This is a genomic window from Geomicrobium sp. JCM 19039 (assembly GCF_000698145.1).
Classification (GTDB): Bacteria; Bacillota; Bacilli; order Bacillales; family Marinococcaceae; genus Geomicrobium_A.
Genome location: NZ_BAXB01000002.1, coordinates 20,202 through 38,845 on the forward strand (window position 1 = coordinate 20,202; position 18,644 = coordinate 38,845).

Annotated in this window: 9 protein-coding genes and 4 pseudogenes; 10 read left to right on the top strand and 3 right to left on the bottom strand. The window is 45.3% G+C overall.

Annotation, left to right across the window (positions count from 1 at the left end; translation table 11 throughout):
- Positions 1-1,345: 1,345 nt before the first annotated feature.
- Together JCM19039_RS02255 and JCM19039_RS02260 are read right to left on the bottom strand one after the other, a co-directional pair.
- On the bottom strand, positions 1,346-2,509 hold the full coding sequence (locus JCM19039_RS02255) for a dicarboxylate/amino acid:cation symporter (RefSeq protein ID WP_042423556.1): 1,164 nt from the start codon (positions 2,507-2,509) through the stop codon (positions 1,346-1,348).
- Positions 2,510-2,522: 13 nt separating this feature from the next.
- Positions 2,523-4,225, bottom strand: a pseudogene (locus tag JCM19039_RS02260) (NFACT family protein).
- Between the two features lie 97 nt (positions 4,226-4,322).
- Here JCM19039_RS02260 and JCM19039_RS02265 point away from each other — a divergent pair.
- Positions 4,323-7,016 (top strand): annotated as a pseudogene (locus JCM19039_RS02265) (calcium-translocating P-type ATPase, SERCA-type).
- A 146-nt stretch (positions 7,017-7,162) separates the two neighbouring features.
- On the opposite strand, the gene JCM19039_RS02270 reads toward JCM19039_RS02265, so the two are convergent.
- The gene (locus tag JCM19039_RS02270; RefSeq protein ID WP_052398441.1) at positions 7,163-8,068 is read right to left on the bottom strand and encodes a VanW family protein; all 906 of its coding nucleotides are present in this window, start codon (positions 8,066-8,068) and stop codon (positions 7,163-7,165) included.
- A gap of 224 nt (positions 8,069-8,292) precedes the next feature.
- Here JCM19039_RS02270 and JCM19039_RS02275 point away from each other — a divergent pair, with 224 nt between their 5' ends.
- The 9 genes and pseudogenes from JCM19039_RS02275 (at position 8,293) to rlmN (ending at position 18,643) form a co-directional block, all read left to right on the top strand.
- Positions 8,293-9,174, top strand: a complete 882-nt coding sequence (locus JCM19039_RS02275; RefSeq protein ID WP_042423558.1) for a YicC/YloC family endoribonuclease — start codon at positions 8,293-8,295, stop codon at positions 9,172-9,174.
- Between the two features lie 27 nt (positions 9,175-9,201).
- Positions 9,202-9,462, top strand: a complete 261-nt coding sequence (gene remA / locus JCM19039_RS02280) for an extracellular matrix/biofilm regulator RemA (RefSeq protein ID WP_042401957.1) — start codon at positions 9,202-9,204, stop codon at positions 9,460-9,462.
- 18 nt (positions 9,463-9,480) lie between these two features.
- On the top strand, positions 9,481-10,098 hold the full coding sequence (gene gmk, locus JCM19039_RS02285; RefSeq protein WP_042423560.1) for a guanylate kinase: 618 nt from the start codon (positions 9,481-9,483) through the stop codon (positions 10,096-10,098).
- Positions 10,099-10,296 (top strand): DNA-directed RNA polymerase subunit omega, encoded by a 198-nt coding sequence (gene rpoZ / locus JCM19039_RS02290; RefSeq protein ID WP_042423562.1) that lies wholly within the window; start codon positions 10,099-10,101, stop codon positions 10,294-10,296.
- Positions 10,297-11,608: 1,312 nt separating this feature from the next.
- Positions 11,609-12,835, top strand: coding sequence for a bifunctional phosphopantothenoylcysteine decarboxylase/phosphopantothenate--cysteine ligase CoaBC (coaBC, locus tag JCM19039_RS02295; protein ID WP_307190132.1), 1,227 nt, complete (start codon positions 11,609-11,611; stop codon positions 12,833-12,835).
- Positions 12,810-15,199: pseudogene (gene priA, locus JCM19039_RS02300) on the top strand (primosomal protein N'). The gene coaBC and the pseudogene priA overlap by 26 nt, the downstream one beginning before the upstream one ends.
- A gap of 58 nt (positions 15,200-15,257) precedes the next feature.
- Entirely contained in the window at positions 15,258-16,202 is a 945-nt protein-coding gene (fmt, locus tag JCM19039_RS02305; protein ID WP_042423566.1) for a methionyl-tRNA formyltransferase, read from the top strand.
- Positions 16,192-17,546 (top strand): annotated as a pseudogene (rsmB, locus tag JCM19039_RS02310) (16S rRNA (cytosine(967)-C(5))-methyltransferase RsmB). Before fmt ends, rsmB begins: the two are co-directional and overlap by 11 nt.
- The gene (rlmN, locus tag JCM19039_RS02315; RefSeq protein ID WP_042423568.1) at positions 17,543-18,643 is read left to right on the top strand and encodes a 23S rRNA (adenine(2503)-C(2))-methyltransferase RlmN; all 1,101 of its coding nucleotides are present in this window, start codon (positions 17,543-17,545) and stop codon (positions 18,641-18,643) included. The pseudogene rsmB and the gene rlmN overlap by 4 nt, the downstream one beginning before the upstream one ends.
- Position 18,644: the final 1 nt, after the last annotated feature.

Here is an 18,644-nt window from a genome sequence, read left to right on the forward strand (position 1 = left end):
GGCGCGAACCGCGCCGACAGCTTGTGGGTACTTAAGGGCGGAAATGTACACGTAACCTTGTAATCTGTTACCGAGTTCGCTCATTCTGTTACCTAGTTTATGAGAATATATCGCTTTTCCTGCTATTTTTCCTCAACTTGAGAACAGTTCGGTCGCAACTCGAGCACAGTTTCAACTTTGCCAAGCTTACCACTGGTTCTTGAAAAAATTATTTAGTTCAACTTATGTAGTTAGGATGAACTTAACATTTTCCTAATTTGCACAGTTGTCGCTTTCCAATTCAGGCGTATGTCAGTGCTCCAGAGCATAAGTTCGACATCACCTCTCACTACCTCCGCTTGTGCTCGCTGTGTCTACTTTATAGTCTAGACTATAAGTGCAACATCGGTGGTCAAAAATCGCCCACCGTGTTTTCTATGTAGTCCAGAGCAGAAGGGCGAAACGGGTTGCTTTTCTGCCTACTAGCTACGGTGTACAGAAAGAAGCCCAACTGCCTCATAAGTTCATTTTAGTGACACTTTGGAAAGGAAAAATCATCATTTTAGACTTGAATCCGCACATAAACGGGGTCAACTGTCACAAATCGCGATTTAAGTGACAGTTGAGGACCAAAAGTGCTTGGTTTGAGGGCTGAATGGTCACATAAACGAGAGGTCATAACATAGCTTGCGCTAGGTGGTGACCATTGGTCACGTCTTTTTGCCCTTCGGAAACGTTTTCCGTGTTGCTGGTAACCCATGCAGTGACAAACAACGTCCGGGACCGAACGTTGCCGAAGTGAAACGAGATGAGCTTCAACAGACAATAAGTAGGCGTTCGTCCGCAAAAGGTCATACTTGATCATAGGATTCAGTGAATATCTTTAGTCAACTTATCTAGATGCACACGTCCACACTCGTACAAGTTATGAACAAAAAAGCGGATGGTTAGCACCCGCTTTTTTTCTGCTATTACGAAAACAAATAGAGGTCCGTTTAATTTTTGTTTCCAAAGAGTGTACATCTAAATTTTACCCCATTCGAACACATGTCGGCCCCCTCGAGCCGCGCCGACGGAATGCTCGTACTTTGGAGGGGCGCAAATCTGTTACCAAGTTCGCGGTGAAATCCCCGTTTTATGAAAAAATCGCCAATTTGGGCACAGATGCAATGAACTCGATAACAGTCTCAGAAGTGAGGCCTCCGGTCTGCCACCCACACCTCGAGGGATCGACCATTCTGCGTTCACGTTTGCCTTGTTTAGCGTGATGGGTTCGTTCTGATCCGACGTGAATCCCTAAAAACGGCCCGCGATATGGCTCATATCGCGGGCCGTTTCAGTAATTTTAATAACGAGGTGGCACTCGCTATCCTTGATTTTTTCCGTGAACGAATCGGTCGACGAGCATGGCGATCGCGCCGTCGCCGGTCACGTTTGTTGCTGTTCCAAAGCTGTCTTGTGCCATGTAAAGTGCGATCATGATGCCAACAGCGGCTTCAGTGAAACCAAGCATCGTCGTGAGCAGTCCAAGGGAGGCAATGACGGCACCGCCAGGTACCCCTGGAGCGGCAATCATAATTACAGCAAGCGCAAAGATAAACGGCAACATGTTCGCAAATGTCGGTGTAGCCAAATCACCAAACATCATCATAACGGTTGTAGCAGCCATAACAATCGTTATCGTACTGCCTGCGAGGTGGATGTTGGCCCCGAGTGGGATGACGGTCTCAGCCATGCTGTGTCGGACGTTATTTTTCTTTGCTGCCTCTACGGTAACGGGAATCGTCGCTGCACTTGACATCGTTCCAAGTCCGGTGAAATAGGCAGGTAGCATGTTTTTAATGGACGTAAACGGGTTTCTACCAACAACTGCTCCAGCCGTCGTAAATGTCCCGAGCAAGTAGATCCAATGGGTTCCGATTGCAAGGATGAGGACGAGTGCAAAGGAAGCGAGTGTTTCCCATACTGTACCGTCTGCGGCCATTTCTGCAAAGATGCTTGCAATATAAAAAGGCAATAACGGGATGATGACGTTCCATAACAGCTTTTCGATGATTGTTTTTCCTTCATCGAAGAATCGCTTCAATGTTGGAGATTCGGTTCTCGCAATGCCAATCCCGAAAACAAATGCCATGACGAGGGCGGTAATAACGCCCAATGCTGGATCAATTTCAAGTTCAAATAGCGGAGAGAAGCCACTTTCTTCACCAACATTTGGTTGTGATTCGGTAATGAATAAAGGAAGAACAATAAGTGCAATCACAAACGATAACACACCGGCAAGCACAGATGAGATGTAAGCAATACCTGCGCTCAATCCTAACGTTTTGCCTGAGTCAGCGCCCATGCTAGCGACACCACTCGTAATAAAAAATAGAATCACAAAAGGGATAATAAAACCTAAAAACTGGCCGAAAATCATCTGAAAGGTGACGACAGTTTCCATTACAGCTGAAGGGAGTTGAGTCGCCACGAGTCCGATAACAATCCCGGCGACAATCCCGATGAGCAATTTAATGATAAGTTTCATTCGCTTCTCCTCTCTATTGCTTGAGTTGGTTTACAACAGCCGGATCGGGTGTCACGTAGACGGTGCGCTGTTCATCGTAAGTAACAAACCCGGGTTTTGCCCCGTTTGGTTTTTTCACATGCCGAATGAGCGTGTAGTCGACTGGGACAGACCCAGATTCTTTCGCCTTTGAATGATAGGCGGCTAGTTGAGCGGCTTGGTGAAGGGTCTCCTCACTAAATTCTTCGGCGCGAATGACAACATGTGAACCAGGGATGTCTTTCGTATGCAACCACGTATCCGTCTTTCTAGCAAACTTCATCGTTACATATTCATTTTGTTTGTTGTTTTTCCCTACATAGATGTCTATACCTTCGCTTGAACGAAAATGATCGGGTTTTGGTTTTTCAACTTTTTTCTTTTTGTTTTTCTGCTGTTTGTTCTTCAAGTAACCTTCTTCTTCTAATTCTTCTCGTACTTCTCGTAAATCTGCTTGAGCGATCGATTGTAGCTGTTGCAACAGACCATCAAAATAATCGATTTCATTTTTCGTCTGTTTGAGCTGCTCAACAACCGCTTTTTGGGCGTTCTTCGCTTTATTGTATCTTTTGAAGTACATTTGTGCGTTGTCTGCCGGCGTTTTTTCTGGGTCAAGCTCTATGACAATCGTGACACCTTCAGGGTCATAATAGTCATAACTTCAGCTTTTGAATCGCCAAGTTTTAGTTGGTGCATATGCGCAGTCAAAAGTTCCCCGTATTTCTGATTTTGCAAATCGTCTTCTGCTGAACGAGATGTGTCGAATAATTTTTTTTGCTTTCTTTCGTTCTTTTGCAATTGGTTTCGAATAAAGCGATCAAGGTCGTACGCTTGCTGCTTTACGCGGTCTCTTTCCGCTTTGCCTCGATAAAACCCGTCAATCATTTCGTTCACCGTTTCGTATCGGCTCGTTTCACCCCCAAGATGCTCAAGAGGAAAAAGATAGAAGGACTCTTTTTGGTTATGGGTAATGACAACAGGATCGACCTGATGATTTCGAACACGGTCCATCATCGATAGAAAGGCACGAACGAGTGATTCTCGTCCTCCTGATCCTGCGACATGAACCATTTCTTTTGTAATGAGTGGGCTTAAACCGGAATAGCTGTTTAGCAATTGTCTGTCCAGGCGCCCGCCGTTCCAATCAATCTTACGAAGCAGCTCCTCGTCATTTGCGGAAAAAGGATTGCTTTTATGCTGGCTTGGCGGCGGGGTATACGCTTGTCCTGGCAACAGTGTTCGATGACGGTTTACAGCGGGAGATACGTGCTTAATAGCGTCAATAAGCTGGTCTTCGTCATCAATTAAAAGTAAGTTGCTATGCTTACCCATAATCTCAATGTGCAATCGCTTTTCTTCGCGATCGCCAATTTCATCGGTTCCTTCAATCGTCAATTGTGCAATTCGCTCCATCCCAACTTGTGAAATGTCGCGAATGAATCCACCTTCCAGATGCTTTCTCAAAATCCGGCAAAACATCGGTGGTTCTTTATGGCTCGCCTCAGGGGCTTCGCTAAAATGCACTCTTGCGAAACTCGGGTGAATAGAAAAAAGCACCGTATGATTTTGACGGTGGTTACGGATCGTTACGTACACTTCAGTATTGGTTGGTTGTTTAATTTTCGTAATTCTTCCATTGAGTAATGCTTCTTGCCATTCGTGTATGACCGAACGAAGCACCAATCCATCAAAAGACATCGAATCACCCTTTCTTGCAATGAACAGTATAGCATGTTTTGTCCCATTGCTGAATAGGATGGATTATTGAGAAGTCCAAGCTGTGGGGTGGGAAGAGATGAAATGGCACCAGACGGATCCATATGCCGTATACAAAGCGTTAAATACGGACAGTGAAGAAGGGTTAAGTAAAGAAGAAGCGGCTAGACGATTACACATCCACGGTCCAAATCGTTTAATGGAAGAAAAAAGCACACCTTGGCCGATTTTGTTCATGGAGCAATTCAAAGATTTTATGGTCATGATATTACTTGTGGCCACTTTTGTATCGGGGCTTCTAGGTGAATACATCGACGCGCTCGTCATTATGGGGATTGTGCTCGTCAATGCATTGCTCGGCTTCTTTCAAGAACGGAAAGCAGAACGCTCACTACATGCGTTAAAAGAGTTATCTGCCCTGAAGTGACGGTGCTTCGGAACGGAAAGTGGCAAAGCATTCCGTCCGCAGATGCGGTGCCTGGGGACATCGTCCAACTTGAAAATGGCGACCGAATCAGTGCAGACATTCGTCTCATTGAGACGATGAGGCTAGCGATTGAAGAGTCATCTCACGGGAGAGTCAGTGGCAGCGGAGAAATACGAAGGGTTATTGCATGATGAGAAAGCGCCACTAGCCGACCAACATAACATGGCGTTTGCTGGAACGCTTGTAACGAGAGGGCGAGGCAGGGGAATTGTCGTTGGTACCGGCATGAAAACCGAGATGGGAAAGATCGCCCATTTGTTGCAAACGACAGAAACGGTCATGACACCGTTACAACGCCGTCTTGCACAGCTCGGGAAAGTGCTAATTATCGGTGCGATTTTGCTCACCATTCTCGTTGTAGTGCTTGGTATTTTGCAAGGGCAACCGACATATGAGATGTTTCTTGCGGGTGTGTCTCTTGCCGTTGCTGCGATTCCCGAAGGATTGCCTGCGATTGTGACTGTCGCTTTAGCACTAGGTGTACAACGGATGATTCGCTATAAAGCAATTGTGAGAAGACTTCCGGCGGTAGAAACACTCGGATGCGCGTCCATCATTTGTTCTGATAAAACCGGAACATTGACGAAAAATGACATGACGGTCACGGAAGTTTGGACTTGGTCGGAACACGTCGCTCTGGACGGTGTAGGTTTGACCGGGTCATTTACGAATAACGGCGTACCGACAAAAGGGTCTAGAGATATTCAAGACGTTCTTTATTATGGATTGATTTGTAATAATGCCGAATTGAAACGGACGACAGAGGAAGATCGCAAATCAAACATTACGACGGAGCAGCAGTACACATTGAGTGGAGAACCAACGGAGTCCGCCCTCGTACTAGCAGCGGCCCGTGGAGGATGGTTTTATGAAGATGTGTCCCGTTCCGTAACAAGAATCGACGAACTACCATTCGATTCAACAAGAAAAAGAATGACCGTCGTGATGAAACAAAAAGACGGCAAAAAGTTCGTCGTCACAAAAGGTGCACCAGATGTACTCATTTCAAGGTGTACAACGATCCAAGTAAATGGCCACGTCAAACCACTAACGAAAGAAATGAAGCAAAAGTGGGAAAGAAGTGTTAGTCAATTTGCTTCTCAAGCGTTACGGACAATTGCGGTTGCGGTTCGGCCGTTGCCAGAAGGGAACCATCAAGCGGCTGATGTGGAGTCAAACATGACACTCATCGGATTAGAAGCCATGATGGACCCACCAAGACCAGACGTTAAGGATGCCATCCATGAATGCCGCGAGGCAGGAATTAAAACGGTAATGATTACTGGGGATCACGTGGAAACGGCGCGGGCAGTGGCGAAAAGTTTGAACATGTTGCCTGATCACGGCAAAGTCATGACTGGGCAACAGCTCGATCAATTGAGCACAGAAGATTTTAAGCGAGAAGTTGGAAAAACGTATGTTTTTGCTCGTGTAACCCCTGAACATAAATTAAAAATTGTAAAGTCGATGCAGTCCAACGGTCACGTCGTTGCGATGACAGGTGATGGTGTGAATGATGCACCAGCATTAAAAGCGGCGGATATCGGGGTTGCCATGGGGAAAACGGGGACAGATGTCGCCAAAGAAGCAGCGGCACTCGTACTTGCTGACGACCATTTCTCGACGATTAAAGCGGCGATTGAAGAAGGAAGAAATATATACGATAACATCAGAAAGTTTATTCGTTATATGCTCGCTTCCAACGTCGGAGAAATCCTTGTTATGCTATTTGCACTATTGCTTGGCTTACCACTCCCACTTGTGGCGATACAAATCCTTTGGATAAACCTTGTTACCGATGGTTTGCCAGCGATGGCGCTTGGGGTTGACCGTGCAGAAAGCGATGTAATGAAACGCGCTCCACGGCATCCGAATGAAGGGATTTTTGCTAGAGGGCTAGGAACAAAAGTCATTACGAGAGGTTTATTAATTGGTCTTGCAACGTTAGCGGCATTTGTCATTACACTTTATGGAAGTGGTGGATTGCCAGATTTAACGAAAGCACAGACGGTTGCGTTTACAACACTCGTCGTTGCCCAGCTCATCCATGTATTTGATTGCAGAAGCGAGTATTCAGTGTTTCACCGGAACCCGTTCGGTAACCGAACACTCGTCTTTGCTGTACTTCTGTCATTCATCATGATGCTTGCGGTCATATATGTGCCATTTTTACAACCGATTTTCTATACAACCGCATTATCGCTAAATGAATGGCTCTTAATTATCGGTCTCGCAGCAATTCCAACCGTTGCTCTAAGCTGGTCTGGTTTAAGAAGGAAACAATAATAACATTATGTAAACAAAAACGTAGCCCATGCTAAGGCTGCGTTTTTGGTGAGCAAGTGAGAGCTGACGCGCTTAGGTTTACGAAATATAAAAAAAGGGCTAACTGCCACATTGGCATCATTAGCCCCGAACCCCGGTGATTGTATTTACAAACTCGTTGATGCCCTCACGCTAAATGTGACGTTACCGCTTGATGCATCCACATCTCCTGTAATCATTACCGGAATGTCATGATTGTTTTGAAATTTGAGGTCTGCCCAGCCCCAACTGACCATCGCATCTTCACCTTCAGGGACGTAATCGATCGGTAAGGAGTGGTGATGACGCTCGGTAACATCCAGTCCAGCATCGGCTATAGCATTGTATAACGTTGTTGACGTTTGACAAATGCCTCCACCCATGCCGTTCGTAAATTCACCGTCTACGATAACATTTGCCTCTTGATACCCGCGTTCAGCACTAGCTTGCCCGACGACTTCATGGAAGGAGAAAGAATCCCCTGGACCGAGGACGACACGATTGATACTTTCCGTCGATAACCGGATGTTCTCGACTCTACCGGTCGTATTGGCGTTAAAAGAAGTTGTAAAGGAGCCAATCACTTCGGCACCAATATTCTCTAAATCATCTTCTGATACGTTTGGCTCGTTAATGTCAAGTGGAAGTTGAATCTCTCGCCCATAGTAAGAAGCGTCAAGCACGCGTTCTACGAGCTCGCCTTCTCTAAGAATAACCTCACTTCTTCCGCCTTCTAAAGTGCCGTCAATGTTCTTGGGGGTTTGCATGGAACGATCATAACCCTCTTCGCCTCTGGCTAAGTTTTTCGCCCAGTCGGATAAATAATCCTCATTGAGCTGGTCTGCCTCTAATTCAACTCGAAAATCGTCATTGCCTTCTTCGTACACGACGACTTTCTTCTCCGGAGCTGTTTTCATCGCATTCTCGGCGTGAACCGAGGAGACGGATGCGACAGAGGTAGGTGGGTCTACCGTCCCGCAACTTGCTAGAAATGCTGTACAAATTATCATTGGAAATAAGGTATGTTTCTTCATCACAAACCTCCATATATATATATCTATATTGTCGATATCTTGAAATGAAAGTTACATATAATTGTAATGTCATTGTCATTAATATACCATAAATTGGTATGTAACTGTGTGATTAATCATTGACATTTGCCGACAAAATCCTCCTTTCTCGTGTCAGAACTGGCATAAATAGGCGCGTACTTGTTGTTCTCTTGAAAAACGTATACAATAAATGAGTGGATGTGATGACTGTAATGAAAAGCATGACCGGATATGGTCGTTCAAACTTCTCGAGCGGCCGTGAACATGTCATTGTTGAAATAAAGAGTGTGAATCACCGCTTCTTTGACGTGTCAATGCAACTTCCAGATCAGTGTTTGGAAATGGAGCAAGCCATTACAACACGAATGAAAAAGCAGATTCATAGAGGAAAAATACACGTTTTGATTACGGTCAAAGCGAGTGAACATCATGAGCAGACAGTGTCTATTGATTGGGCACTTTTTGATCAGTATGTAAAGGCAGCTAAAAACATGATCGATCGTCATGAAATTATAGAAAAGCAGCTCTCTCTTGGTGAGTGGCTATTTCGAACAAATATCATTTCTGAAAGTTCGAGCACGGACAGGACGTCAACATTCTCAGCGAACGTCTTCAAATCCGTAGATGAAGCGGTACTCGAAATGATGTCAATGCGTAGTGATGAAGGCAAGCACTTGCAAACAGATATTGAAAAACGCTTACAAAGTGTGAGACGATATACGGAGGCAATTTCAGCCCTCCAACATGAAGCGACCGAACAGTTTCGTGAGAAGTTAACGACCCGAATGAAGGAAATGGGTGTTGGCATTGACGACGACCGGTTAATGACAGAAGTCGCGATTATGGCTGAAAAAAGTGATATTTCCGAGGAATTGACTCGACTAGCATCTCATGCAGAACAGTTCGAGCAAGTCATCGGTGAAGCTGGACCGATGGGGCGCAAGCTGGACTTTATTTTGCAAGAAATGAATCGTGAGGCGAATACAATCGGTTCGAAGGTAAAGGGGACAGCCATTCCTAGTTTGGTTATTGATGTAAAAGCAACGCTCGAAAAGCTAAAGGAACAAGTGCAAAACATCGAGTAACCGATGTGCAGAGAGTGAGGGTTTCTATTGAATGTAAAGTTAATTAATATCGGTTTTGGTAATATGGTATCTGCAAACCGCATCATTTCGATTGTAAGTCCCGAATCTGCACCGATAAAACGAATTATCCAAGAAGGCAGAGACCGCAATATGTTAATTGATGCTACATATGGAAGACGAACGAGGGCAGTCATCATCGCCGACAGCGATCATGTCATTTTGTCAGCAGTGCAACCAGAGACGGTTGCACAAAGGTTGCACTCAAAAGACGAATCAGAAGAAGATTAACCGAAGGAAGTGAACAGGTTGAAAAAAGATCCAGGTCTGTTGATTGTTCTTTCAGGACCAGCAGGGGTCGGTAAAGGAACGGTCTGCAATGCTCTTCGAAGTGTTGACCAACGGGTCTCCTACTCCGTGTCTGCAACAACAAGAGAACCACGTGAAGGCGAGCAAGAAGGCGTCAATTACTTCTACAAATCAAAAGAAGAATTCGAGCGCATGATTGCTCATGATGAACTGCTGGAATGGGCAAAATACGTGGATAATTACTACGGTACGCCCCTCCATTATGTTCAAGAAACCGTAAAAAAAGGATCGGACATTATTTTAGAAATTGAAGTTCAAGGCGCAGCGAAAGTGAAGCAAAAGTACCCAGACGGTATTTTTATTTTTCTTGCCCCGCCGAACTTGGCAGAACTTCGAAAAAGAATTGAAGGCCGAGGTACGGAGGAAATGGACTTAATTAATCAGCGAATGGACGTTGCAAAAGCTGAGATTGAGATGATGGCGCAATATGATTACGTCGTCGAAAATGATCAAGTTGAACGTGCAGTTGAGCGGATCCAAGCGATCGTACAAGCGGAGCACCTAAGGCAAGAACGTGTGATTGACCAATATCGAAACCAAGTGGAGGTGAATGAATAAATGTTATATCCATCCATTGATTCATTGTTAAAACGAATTGATAGCAAGTACTCACTAGTAACGATCTCAGCACAAAGAGCGCGAGCACTTCAAGAAACAGAAGAAGGATCACAAGGTGTGGAAAAACCGGTATCAAGAAAATATGTCGGTGTAGCTCTAGAGGAAATCGAAGACGGATACTTGAGCATTAGAGAGTAACTTGGATTTGTTTAAATCGAGAAGGGTGGATTGCCGCCTTTCTCGATTTTTTCAGGTTTAGATACGTTGAACGTTAGCTTTCCTATATGGTGCTATATAAGTTGAAATAGAGAATTTCACTGAATCCGATGACCGAGATCGGCCTTTACAGGCAAACGCCTACCGATTGTCTGTTGAAATTGATCTCGTTTTACTTCGACAACTTCGTTGCTGATCGTTGTTCATCAATACAAGGGTTTTGGGCAACACGGAAAACGTTTGCCGAAGGGTAAAAATTCGTGGCCGAGGGTCACCACCTGGCACAAGCATGTGATGACCTGTCACGTATGTAACAATTCAGCCCTCAAACCGGGCACTTTCGGCCCCCAACGGTCACATATATCGCGATTTGTGACCGTTGACTCTATTTATGTGCGGATTCACGTTTAAAATCATGATTTTTGTTTCTCAAGTGTCACATTAATGAATATATGGGGCATTTGAACTTCTTTCCACACCGTAACCAGCAGTCAGAAACGTGAACCGTGTTGCTCTTATGCTCTGGAGTGTCAAGAAAACACGGTGGGCGTCTTTTGACCACCGATGTTGCACTTGTAGTCTGGACTACAAGAATCTGCCTGAAGTGGAAAGCAACTTCCAACAGGGCAAATCAGGAAAATCTTAAGTTCATTCTATATAGACAACCTTGTTTTTCGCAATTCGTGTGACTCAAACTTAAACATCGAGATTTGAGAGATCGAAGCAGGTTTTAGAAGGAGACTGTCATTCATTTCCTGTAAAGACGCGCTCGATCTGCTTCCATAAATGTCTGTTTGGAAGCAGACGCTCATGGATTGGAACTAAAACAAAACCAAAACGGGCATAGTGAGAGAGTCTGTTTCCAATCCAAGCTCTTTGGAAGCAAAAAAAGTATTCAGCTACCCCAAACTCCTATGGAGAACTTCGACCGATGATCCCACCTTGGAAAGGTGATGGGAATCAAGTACCAACAACGCAAATCAGGAAAATCTAAAATTCTCACGATATCGTTCTCCGCGAAAGAAGGATGTAGGAGTTTCTATAGGGTCGTCATCCGCTATGGGATGATTTTCGATTCACTCCCCGCTCCAACGTTTATCCCGTGGGCTTGACAAGTCTATGTAGGTTTTTTTCGTAGTTGCCTCACTAGTAACGAATAAACCTTACTCTGTCGTCAGATGAATTTCTTGCATTCATTATATATTAGAAGCAAACGAGCACAAGCATCCGGCACGATGAAAGGTACATGATGGTGTTATACTAGCAACAAGGACAAAACGAAAGGAGTGGCATGATGAAAAACAAAAAGGTTGTACTCTGTGTGACAGGAGGAGTTGCGGCGTTCAAAGCCGCGGCATTTGCTTCGAAGTTAAAGCAAACAGGCGCGAGCGTGAAAGTCATTATGACAGAAAGCGCAAAGCAATTTGTCACGCCACTTACATTCCAATCGTTAACACGAGACCATGTGTATGAAAATACATTTATAGAAGAAGACGTTGAAGTTATTGCTCATATTGACGTAGCGGACTGGGCGGATGCGTTTATCGTAGTTCCAGCTACAGCAAACTTTATTGGGAAGTACGCGAATGGCATTGCCGATGATATGCTCACGTCAACGTTACTTGCCACTCAAGCTCCTGTCTATCTTGCTCCGGCGATGAATGTGAACATGTATGAACATCCAGCTGTTGTAGAAAACATGGATCGTCTTCGGTCCCGTGGCGTGAAGTTTGTTGAGCCAGGCGCTGGCTATTTGGCGTGCGGATGGATCGGCAAAGGCAGGCTTGCAGAACCTGAAGACTTGTTGGCCTATTTACAACAAGAGCTTGAAGCCGAAACATCCGACCTTAAAGGCAAAACATTTGTCGTTACTGCAGGTCCAACGAGAGAAGTGATTGATCCGGTTAGGTTTATCAGCAATCGCTCATCTGGAAAAATGGGGTATAGTATTGCCCGAGCAGCGGCAGAACGAGGGGCTGAAGTGATTCTCATCAGTGGTCCTGTCACGTTAGACGTTCCGGTCGGTGTGACACGTGTCTCTGTGACGAGTGCAGAAGAAATGTATGAACAAACGCTTGCCTATTATGACGAAGCTGACGTGGTCATAAAAACGGCTGCAGTGTCTGATTATCGACCTGTCATTCGAGATGAGCATAAAGTGAAGAAGCAAGACGGCGTGCTCACACTCGAATTTGAGCGAACGAAAGATATATTAGAAGAACTCGGAAGAAAGAAGACGAATCAAGTTCTTATCGGGTTTGCTGCTGAGACGCAAGACGTAATTCGGTATGCCGAAGACAAGCTAGAAAGAAAGAACTTGGATTTGATCGTCGCCAACAATGTGAATGACGACACCATTGGATTTGAAAGCGATGAGAATGAAATTACGATTATCCGTAGAGACCGCTCCAACGAACCATTCGCACGTTCAGAGAAAACCGCACTCGCTAAGAAAATTGTCGAAGAAGCACGTCTGTTACTAGAAGGAGCGGGTAATCGTGTACGCGAAGGTGATCGTTGATGTGCCAGCCGGTGGCGTGGATCGCACGTTTGATTACCGCTTAAAAGAAGAGCACATGAATGTGGCAACTGCGGGCATGCGTGTTCTCGTGCCGTTTGGAGCAAGAAAGCAAACGGGTTTTATTACTGAAATCACCTCATCCTCAACGGTGAAAAAGGTCAAATCAATTCATGAGCTCCTCGATGTGACCCCTGTTCTCAATGGTGAACTGCTTGAACTCGGGCAATGGCTCGCGAAAGAAACGATTTGTTTTCAAATTACGGCGTTTCAGGCAATGATTCCTGCGGCAATGCGAGCAAAGGCTCAAAAACAATTGCATCGGCGTGATGACGAAGTCACGCGCTTGCCTATGGAAATTCAGGCGTTATTCGGACAGAAAACGACGATCGATTGGAAAGATGTGCCTCAACAAAAGAAGATTCTCACGCAAATTCAAACAGGGATCGTAGCAGGACAGTTGCGCGTAGGTTATAAACTGAAAGACAGTGCCAAGCATCGAGAACAAAAAGCGGTCCGGGTCGTACAGACGAACGAAACGCCAAACACGGATCAACAAAAGAAGACGCTTAACCGGATTGCAAAAAAAGAGCAGCCCGTCGCCGTAGCATCGCTCATCAACGATGAGTCTCTGAGCCGCTCAACGATCCAAACGTTAGTAAAAAATGGTTTTTTAATTGAAGAGCATGTTGTGATTGAACGAAACCCATACACCGCAGCAGAAGGGGACGGTAAAGAGCAAAAAGCGACACTAACAAGTGATCAAACAACAGCAGTTCACGCACTAATACAAGGTGTGAAATCAAATCAAGCGAAAACGATGCTTCTTCACGGAGTAACCGGTAGTGGGAAGACCGAAGTGTATTTACAAGCGATTGAGGAGGTCATTCATGCTGGCAAAGAGGCCATTGTTCTCGTTCCAGAAATTTCCCTTACCCCGCAAATGGTCAACCGTTTCAAACGTCGGTTTGGAGATGCCGTAGCCGTCATGCACAGTGCCTTATCAACGGGAGAGCGGTATGACGAATGGATGAAAATTCAACGAAAAGAAGTGCAAGTTGTCGTCGGTGCACGCTCCGCTGTGTTTGCTCCTTTCGAAAACATCGGGCTAATTGTGATTGATGAAGAGCACGAAAGTAGCTATAAACAAGAAGATTACCCGAGGTATCATGCACGAGAGGTTGCGATTCGTCGCAGTGAAAAACATCAGTGCCCGGTGCTCTTAGGCAGTGCGACTCCGGCGTTGGAAAGTTATGCAAGGGCGTTAAAAGGAGTTTATCAACTGTTGGAGCTTCCTAAACGTGTGAATGAGAAACCGTTGCCAGACATTCACTTTGCCGATTTGCGTGATGAACTGCGAAGTGGAAATCGCTCTGTGTTCTCTAAAGAATTGCTAGATAAGATGAAAGAGCGGCTCGAACGAAAAGAGCAGACGGTATTGTTTCTTAATCGAAGAGGGTTCTCCACGTTTGTCATGTGTAGAAGCTGTGGGTTTGTGGGCATGTGCCCTCACTGTGAAATCTCCCTTACGTATCACCAACGAGGAGAGCGGTTGAAATGTCACTATTGCAGCTATGAAGAAGGGATGTATGAAACGTGTCCTGAATGTGAAAGTGATCAAATTCGTTATTTTGGGACAGGCACTCAACGGTGGAAGAAGAATTGCAGAAACTTCTTCCCGAAGCGAAGATTATTCGTATGGATAACGACACGACGCAAAAGAAAGGTTCACACGAAAAGCTGTTGAAAGCATTTGGCAATCAAGAAGCCGACATCCTGCTCGGTACCCAGATGATCGCCAAAGGTCTCGATTTCCCGAATATTACACTCGCTGGCGTATTAACTGCGGACACACTATTAAACCTTCCAGACTTCAGAGCACCAGAGAGAACCTTTCAATTGCTTACCCAACTAGGGGGTCGAGCCGGTCGCGACGAATTGGAAGGAGAAGTCATTATCCAAACGTACACACCGGAGCATTACGCAGTCGCTCTTGCTGAAGGTCATGACTATGTCCGTTTCTTTCACCGGGAGATGCAGCAAAGAAAGGTCGCTGGTTATCCACCTTATTATTATTTGTGTTTGATCACGTTTTCTCACGAATATTTAAAAGAGGCGATGAATGCATGTAGTTTTGCCGCTTCACGGTTAAAGGAGCGCCTCAGTGAGGGTGCGGTTATTTTGGGACCAACACCGTCACCAATTAGTCGGATCCAAGATAGATATCGATGCCAATGTTTGATAAAATATAAAGATGAGCCTCATCTCGTTGATGAGCTTCGTGAGTTGTTTGCTCATTACCAACAAGAAATTCATAAAGACAGCCGGTTTATGGCGATTGATCGCCACCCTAACTTATTCATGTAGCCCCCACGCTGTTGGGGGTTTTTGCACGAAAGTTGCATAATAAAGGAAGTGTAAATCAATGAAAATCGTGTTTATGGGTACACCTGACTTTGCCGTTCCTGTCCTTCAATCACTCATTGAAGAGGGGCATGATATCATTCGCGTCGTTACCCAACCGGACCGACCGAAAGGTAGAAAGCGTGAACGGGTGAAAACACCTGTGAAGGTCGAGGCAGAAAAACATGGGATTGAAGTGTTCCAACCTGAAAAAGTCAGGGAGGAAGCTGCTGTTAATCACGCCGTTTCAGGCGATCCTGATTTGATTGTAACGGCGGCATACGGGCAATTGTTACCGGAGTCGTTGCTCGAAGCACCGGTGCACGGAGCGATCAATGTTCACGCATCATTGCTCCCGAAGTATCGCGGTGGTGCCCCGATACACCAGGCAATTATCGATGGCGAAAGTGAAACCGGCGTGACCATTATGTACATGGTTAAAAAGCTCGATGCCGGGGCGATGCTTTCTCAAGAGCGAATAGCGATTGAGCCGACAGACACCGTTGGTACGATGCATGACAAGTTAAGTGAGCTTGGATCAAAGCTGTTGCTTCATACCGTCAAGCAGATTGAGACAGGGACAGTGCATGCAACCGATCAAGATGAAACGAAAGTCTCGTACGCACCGAATATTTCTCGTGCTGCTGAGCGTATTGACTGGAAGAATTCTGCCCAAGCTGTTTATAACCTAATCCGGGGCATGAACCCGTGGCCGGTTGCACATACGTACTGGCGTGAGGAAATGGTCAAATGCTGGGCAGCAAGTATCGATTCAACCGTTTATGAAGGTGTCCCAGGAGAAGTGGTTCACGTGGAAAGAGACACATTGATCATACGTGCAGGGGATGGTCAAGGCGTGAGGTTGCGAGTCGTTCAACCATCCGGGAAAAAGCGAATGCAGGTGGAAGATTATTTACGAGGCAAAGGGAAAGACATTCGAGTAGGAGATTGTTTTGATGACAAATGATGGCAAGCAAAATGCTCGGTTTGTTGCAGCAGAGGTGCTTCACCGTGTCTTCTTTAAGGGTTCATACAGCCATTTAGCGTTGGATGAGGAATTACGCAGTAAAAGCTTGGAAAACGCAGACCAACGATTTGTCACTGAAGTCGTTTATGGTACAGTAAAACGGAAAAATACAATTGATTACATCTTGAATGCGCAGCTTAAGCAACCGGTTGAAAAAAATGACAAGCGCATACAGACGATCTTGCGATTGTCTGTGTATCAAATGTTTTATATGGACCGAGTGCCTGAGCGGGCCGCCATTCATGAAGCGGTAGAACTCGCTAGCCGATGGGGGCGCAAAGGGTTAAAAGGGCTCATTAACGGTGTTTTACGTAATGTGTCAAGAAAAGGGCAACCGAGTTTTGAGCACTTGAGCGTAACAGAACGGATTAGCTTAACGACTTCTCACCCGGAGTGGCTCGTCAATCGGTGGTTGAACGATTACGGCGAAGTCGAAACCCTTCGTATGTGTGAGGAAAATACGAAGCGAGGGTCAACAACACTTCGCACGAACACGAGAGAGGTATCAAGGCCTGACCTTCAGCTTGAACTAAGTGAAGAACACGTTCAAACTCATGAAGGGAACATTGCACCTGAAGCGCTTCGCGTATTGGAAGGACATGCACGAAGTAGTTCGGCCTACGAACGAGGTCGATTCACCATTCAAGATGAAAGTTCCATGCTCGTTGCAAGAGCGCTAGATCCAAAGGCCGGTATGACGGTTTTAGATGCTTGTGCTGCACCTGGTGGAAAGACAACACACATCGCTGAGCTCATGAATAATGAAGGAACGGTCGTTGCTAACGATATTCACGAGCACAAACAGCGGCTCATTAATCAACAAGTGAACCGTCTAGGATTAACGTGTGTATCGACGCGTACGAGTGACGCAAAAACGTTGCCCGACCAGTTTCCCACTCAAACGTTTGACCGGATTTTAGTTGATGCTCCTTGCAGTGGTTTAGGAGTCTACGAAATAAACCAGATATCAAATGGAATACCGATGAAGAGAGAATTAAAGGCTTACCTGTCGTACAGCAAGAAATCTTGCAACAGGTCGCTCCATTGCTGAAAGATTCTGGTGTACTCGTCTATAGTACGTGTACCGTCTTACCTGAAGAAAATGAACATGTCATTCGTAAGTTTATGGAGACTCACCCTGAATTTGCATTCGATCGCACACTCAGCGAGCGGTTGGCGATTGAAGCCGCGGAAACGGGGCAATGTACGATACTTCCTCAACACTACGGAAGTGATGGATTTTATATTTGTGCTCTAATAAAGAAAGGAAGTGCCGATTCGTGAAAACCGTAACAAAAAATAAACGAGACGTAACCGCTACTGCTGAAGGTTCGAAACGGTCGATTTTTTCATTAACGTTTGATGATTGGAAGCAATGGATGAGTGAGAACAGCCAACCGCAATTTCGTGCGAAACAGATGTATGAGTGGCTGTATCGAAAGCGGGTAGAAAGCGTCGATGAAATGACGAATTTACCGTTAGATTTACGTGAGAAACTAAATGAAGAATTTATGTTTACAAGACTGAAAGAAGTACTTCGGCAAACATCTGTTGATGGAACCGAGAAGTTTCTATTTGAATTACACGATGGCTATTCGATCGAAACCGTACTCATGCGTCACGATTACGGAAACAGCATCTGTGTCACCACTCAAGTTGGTTGTCGCCTAGGATGTACATTTTGTGCTTCAACGCTTGGAGGTTTAAAAAGGAATCTAGAAGCAGGAGAAATTACTGCTCAAGTTCTTGATGTTCAACGTGCGTTAGACGAGACGGGAGAACGTGTCGACTCGATTGTTGTCATGGGTATTGGCGAGCCGTTTGACAATTACGATCACTTGATGGGCTTTCTAAGAACGGTCAATCACGATGAAGGGTTGAACATAGGCGCTCGTCACATCACCGTATCAACGAGTGGTATGGTACCGAAGATTTATAAGTTTGCCGATGAAGGGATGCAAATTAACTTCGCGATCTCTTTACATGCACCAAACTCTGAAATTCGTGGCCGGTTAATGCCGATCAATAAAGCATTTCCAGTCTCTAAATTGATGGACTCAATCGTTTATTATCAACAAAAAACGAAGCGTCGTGTCACGTTTGAATACGGCCTGTTTGGTGGCGTAAATGACCAGGTTGAACATGCTGAAGAGTTAGCAGAGCTGATTAAAGATATTCGCTGTCACGTGAATTTGATTCCTGTTAATGACGTGCCTGAAAGGGATTATGTCCGGACATCAAGAGAAGATATTTTCGCGTTTGAAAAAACACTCAAAGATAAAGGGGTACTCGTGACGATACGCAGGGAGCAAGGGCATGATATTGATGCTGCATGCGGACAACTACGCGCGAAAGAACGTGCGGAAGAAACGAGGGAGTAAA